Source organism: Psychromonas hadalis ATCC BAA-638, assembly GCF_000420245.1.
Lineage (GTDB): Bacteria > Pseudomonadota > Gammaproteobacteria > Enterobacterales > Psychromonadaceae > Psychromonas > Psychromonas hadalis.
This window is the reverse complement of record NZ_ATUO01000237.1, coordinates 1-3,729: the sequence shown is the minus strand read 5'-3', so window position 1 is coordinate 3,729 and position 3,729 is coordinate 1. Positions and strand designations below refer to the sequence as shown.

Annotated in this window: 3 protein-coding genes; all 3 read right to left on the bottom strand. The window is 39.9% G+C overall.

Annotated elements, in window-relative coordinates; genetic code table 11:
* Window positions 1-149 precede the first annotated feature (149 nt).
* Window positions 150-2,255: a flagellar filament capping protein FliD gene (gene fliD / locus G322_RS0118020; protein ID WP_022943083.1), complete on the bottom strand. Its 2,106-nt coding sequence runs from the start codon at window positions 2,253-2,255 to the stop codon at window positions 150-152.
* 202 nt (window positions 2,256-2,457) lie between these two features.
* Window positions 2,458-2,853, bottom strand: coding sequence for a flagellar protein FlaG (locus G322_RS22470; protein WP_022943082.1), 396 nt, complete (start codon window positions 2,851-2,853; stop codon window positions 2,458-2,460).
* 102 nt (window positions 2,854-2,955) lie between these two features.
* A partial coding sequence (locus G322_RS21300; protein ID WP_022943081.1) for a flagellin occupies window positions 2,956-3,729 on the bottom strand: 774 nt, incomplete at its 5' end.

The window sequence follows — 3,729 nt, the reverse complement described above, 5'->3', positions numbered from 1 at the left end:
TTGCTTGGTTTAGGGAAAGCAACGCGAAGCTCAATAAACAAGAAATATTAGTCGCTGCCTATGGGTGACAACAGTGTTCTACAACAGAGCCATAATTGAATACTTATTCTCTGAATTTATGACTCCTAATGACTTAGGAGTCCTGAATGTTATTTTTTCCTAGTATAACCAGGCAACGCATCCAGGGTTGCTTTTAAATATTCCATGGTATTGCTAAGATTAGAAACCGCCATATCCATGGCATTAAATTGTTTATATAAACGCGCCTCATATTTATCCATTTTATAAATTAAGCTAGCTTGCTTTTCATCATTGTGAGTAATTGTTTTATACAGAGAATCAATTTTCCCATCAATTGTACTGCCACTATAGCCAATATCGCCATCGGTTGAACTAATGTTTTTGTCAATAATCCCATCAAGAATATTATTCATTAATGAGCTCATTCCCTCTGCATAAGTGACTTGACCACGATCACCTAATGCACCACCATTGATCAATACCTTAATACCTGTTGAATCCCCTTTTTCAGAAAGTAGAAATTGTCCATCACCATAAGCGACTTTGCCATCAATTAACCCCTCTGCATTTTCGCCAGTGGTATTGGTGCTACCACTACCACTCATCGTTAAACCTAATAATATTGCAAAACTCGGATCTTCCATCTCGGTGATCGCCACCGTAGAGGATGAACCATAACTATTAGAAACAATGGAAATAACGCCAGCATCTTCAATAATGCTGACATTTAAGCCATTTTTAACAAAATTAGGGTCAGAATTTATTTTTGATTGCAACTCGGTAGTTAGCTCTTCAATGGAGGTATAGGTTTTTGATGACAGGGTAATGTCTTCCGACAAAAAACCATCTAAGCGCAGTTTAAAAGTATCATTGCTTGCATTAATGGTCATCGGAAAACCACTGTGTGCAATACCGGTTAGTTGCCCTTGAGTGGCAAGTTTGGTCACCTCAATATCATAAGTGCCCGGTTTGGTTAAGCCACTTTTACCTTCAAAGGTAATTAATGAATCACTCGCACCACCTGAAGCAGTAAAAAAATCAGCAACACTGTCCATGTGATTGGCCATTGCATTGGAAAATCGCGTATGAGTGGATGCAGAGCCATCTTCGTTAATTAAGATGTTGGTATCAATTGATAATGTACCATCACGATTGGTTAAAAAACCTAAATCAGCAAAGCTGTGTATTGGTCCATCGATGTGATCAACCATGGTATTTAATATACCACGCATCTGATTTTGGATATTACGCACCGTTGAATCGCCATTAAGTGCGCCACTTGAGCCCCCAACGCCCCCATCAGCCGTTAATGAGTTCATTTTAGTAATGGTACTATTATAATTTTCCACAAAGGCTTTTAATTGTTCTTCAACTTTACTGGTGTCTTGCTTTATCGTTAAAGTTACTTTTTTACCAATCTCTTCACCGTTAATATTTAACGTCACCCCTTCAATCACATTGCTGATTTCATTTGTTTCACGGGTAATTTCAATACCATTCATCACAATTTTGGCACCTTGTGCCGTGGCCGTTTCATCTAGATGTTTAACTGTTGCAGAATAGGTGAAAGCTGAAAGCCCTGATGTATCACTGTTATCACCATCATCATCAACCACGGTCATCTGCATTGCACTCGCTTCACCGGTTTCTTTATTGGTTAACACTAAACGGTAGTTGGTGCCATCATTAATAATCGAAGCAGAAACACTGTAATCCCCTTCATTAATAGCATCACGCATTTTATCGAGACTGTTATTAGAGGTATCAATGGTTAAGGTTTCAAACGCTTTATCAGGGTTAATTGAAAATGAACCATCATCATTATAAGTACCGAATTCAAATTTAATGACGCCAGTTCCAATTTCAGAAGAGGCCTCAGCATAAGAGTTAGCGGAGGAGGTGACAATGGTTTGCGCTTGCGCACGTTGTTTGACTTCAAACTCCCAACTACCCGTTGCAGCACCAATACCCAGTTTTGCATCAAGAATGCTACTGTCGCTACTGCTTGCAGAAGCAGCTGAAAATGAGGAACTTCGCCCTAGCTCACTATAAGAAGATTTAAAGGCAGAAAGTTCACTGTTTAACATGCCATAAGCGGAGATCATCGCCGTTGCTTGCCCCGATGATTTTATCATCTTCGCTAGTGCGGGATCTTTTTCAGCGCCCACAATGGCGGTAACAATCGCATTGATATCAAGACCTGAGCCAAGCCCAGTTGAAGTGATGGAAGACATAATAACTCCTTACTTATTGCACTTAATTATCTGAATTTAGGAACACAAACAAGCTTAAATGATGCAAAAACCACACCAAGAAATACAGATGAAATAGCGTTAAATTATAAAGTGTAAATAACTTAACGCTGTTTTATCTTTTAGACTCAATATTTCTTAAAATGGTTAAGGCACAACTAGTGTCGCCCTTCCAAATATATCATTACACTTTAGTATCAAACAAAATACCCACAACATCATCCATTTTTTTGCGCAACACCACTAACTCTTCGGATGGGATCTGGCGGATAATTTCATCACTTTCAGTATCTTTCACTAAAATAACACTCTGCCCTGACTGCTCATCAACACTAAAAGATAAACTACGTTGCATATTCTGTATGAAAGCATTCATCTCTTCGACCGTTTCTGTTACTTCAGCAGGGCTAAGTTTCGGCGCTTGTTTCTCGTCTTGTTCTGCGTTTATCTTATTTTCAGTGCTTACCTGATTTATTGGGTTTAGCTTAACTGAATCATCCAACACCTTATCTGTCGCAGAGGCCTCTTTTTCTACCCCGACAAACCCTGACGGTGATATTGCAACATTTAATTCCGACATAATACACCTCTATACTCAAAAAAAATAGGTAAAACCTAATAAGCAAAAAAGCCCCCTATTACTAGGGAGCTATTAAATCAACTAGTTAGCTACCCTAACGGTTTAACCAAGCAGTGACAGTACACTTTGTGCTGATGCATTCGCTTGCGATAACATCGATGTACCCGCTTGTTGTAGAATCTGCGCTTTACTCATTTTAGAGGTTTCTGCAGCAAAGTCAGCATCTTGAATTCGAGAATTAGAAGCTGATAGATTTTGCGATACATTCTCTAAGTTAGAAATGGTAGAGCTTAAACGGTTTTGAATCGCACCTAAACCAGCTCGAGATTCAGTTACGCGTTTTAACGCTTCATCAATCTTATCAATGGTACTTGATGCACCTGCAGCCGTTGATACATTAGTACCTAAACTATCGATAGATTTACCACCCATTTCGTTATTAATACCAAATTTGGCTAATGCATCTTTACGTCCAGCTTGTGTATCAGCACTTGAAGTAATTTCAATACCACGACCTGCTTCTGCAGAGAACGTTTTACCATCAGCACTGACTGTTACACCCGTTTTGTCACTGTACGAGTTGATATGTGCGACAAGTCCGGCAGTGTCCGTGGTTGTGGCAGCCGAGATTTCCACACCATTAATGCTTAGTTTGTCAGCCGTAGTGATCGCACTAGTACCCGTTCCAGCAGTGCCCAATTTAAATGAATCTGCACCATTAGACGTTTCAAACCCTGCATTGGCAGAAGCCGTACCGGTCACTGCAATAGGCGTATCATCAGCGCTATCTAACGCTAAATATCCAGAGAACACTTCCGCAGGCGCTGCACTTAAAGCCGTTTTCTCAGCGGTAGAAAAAGCAGTTACAGCAGTAGC

What these genes read in the sequence shown, in the direction of transcription:
- fliD (WP_022943083.1), bottom strand. Translation starts at nt 2,255, where the DNA reads ATGTCTTCCATCACTTCAACTGGGCTTGGCTCAGGTCTTGATATCAAT.
- G322_RS22470 (WP_022943082.1), bottom strand. Translation starts at nt 2,853, where the DNA reads ATGTCGGAATTAAATGTTGCAATATCACCGTCAGGGTTTGTCGGGGTA.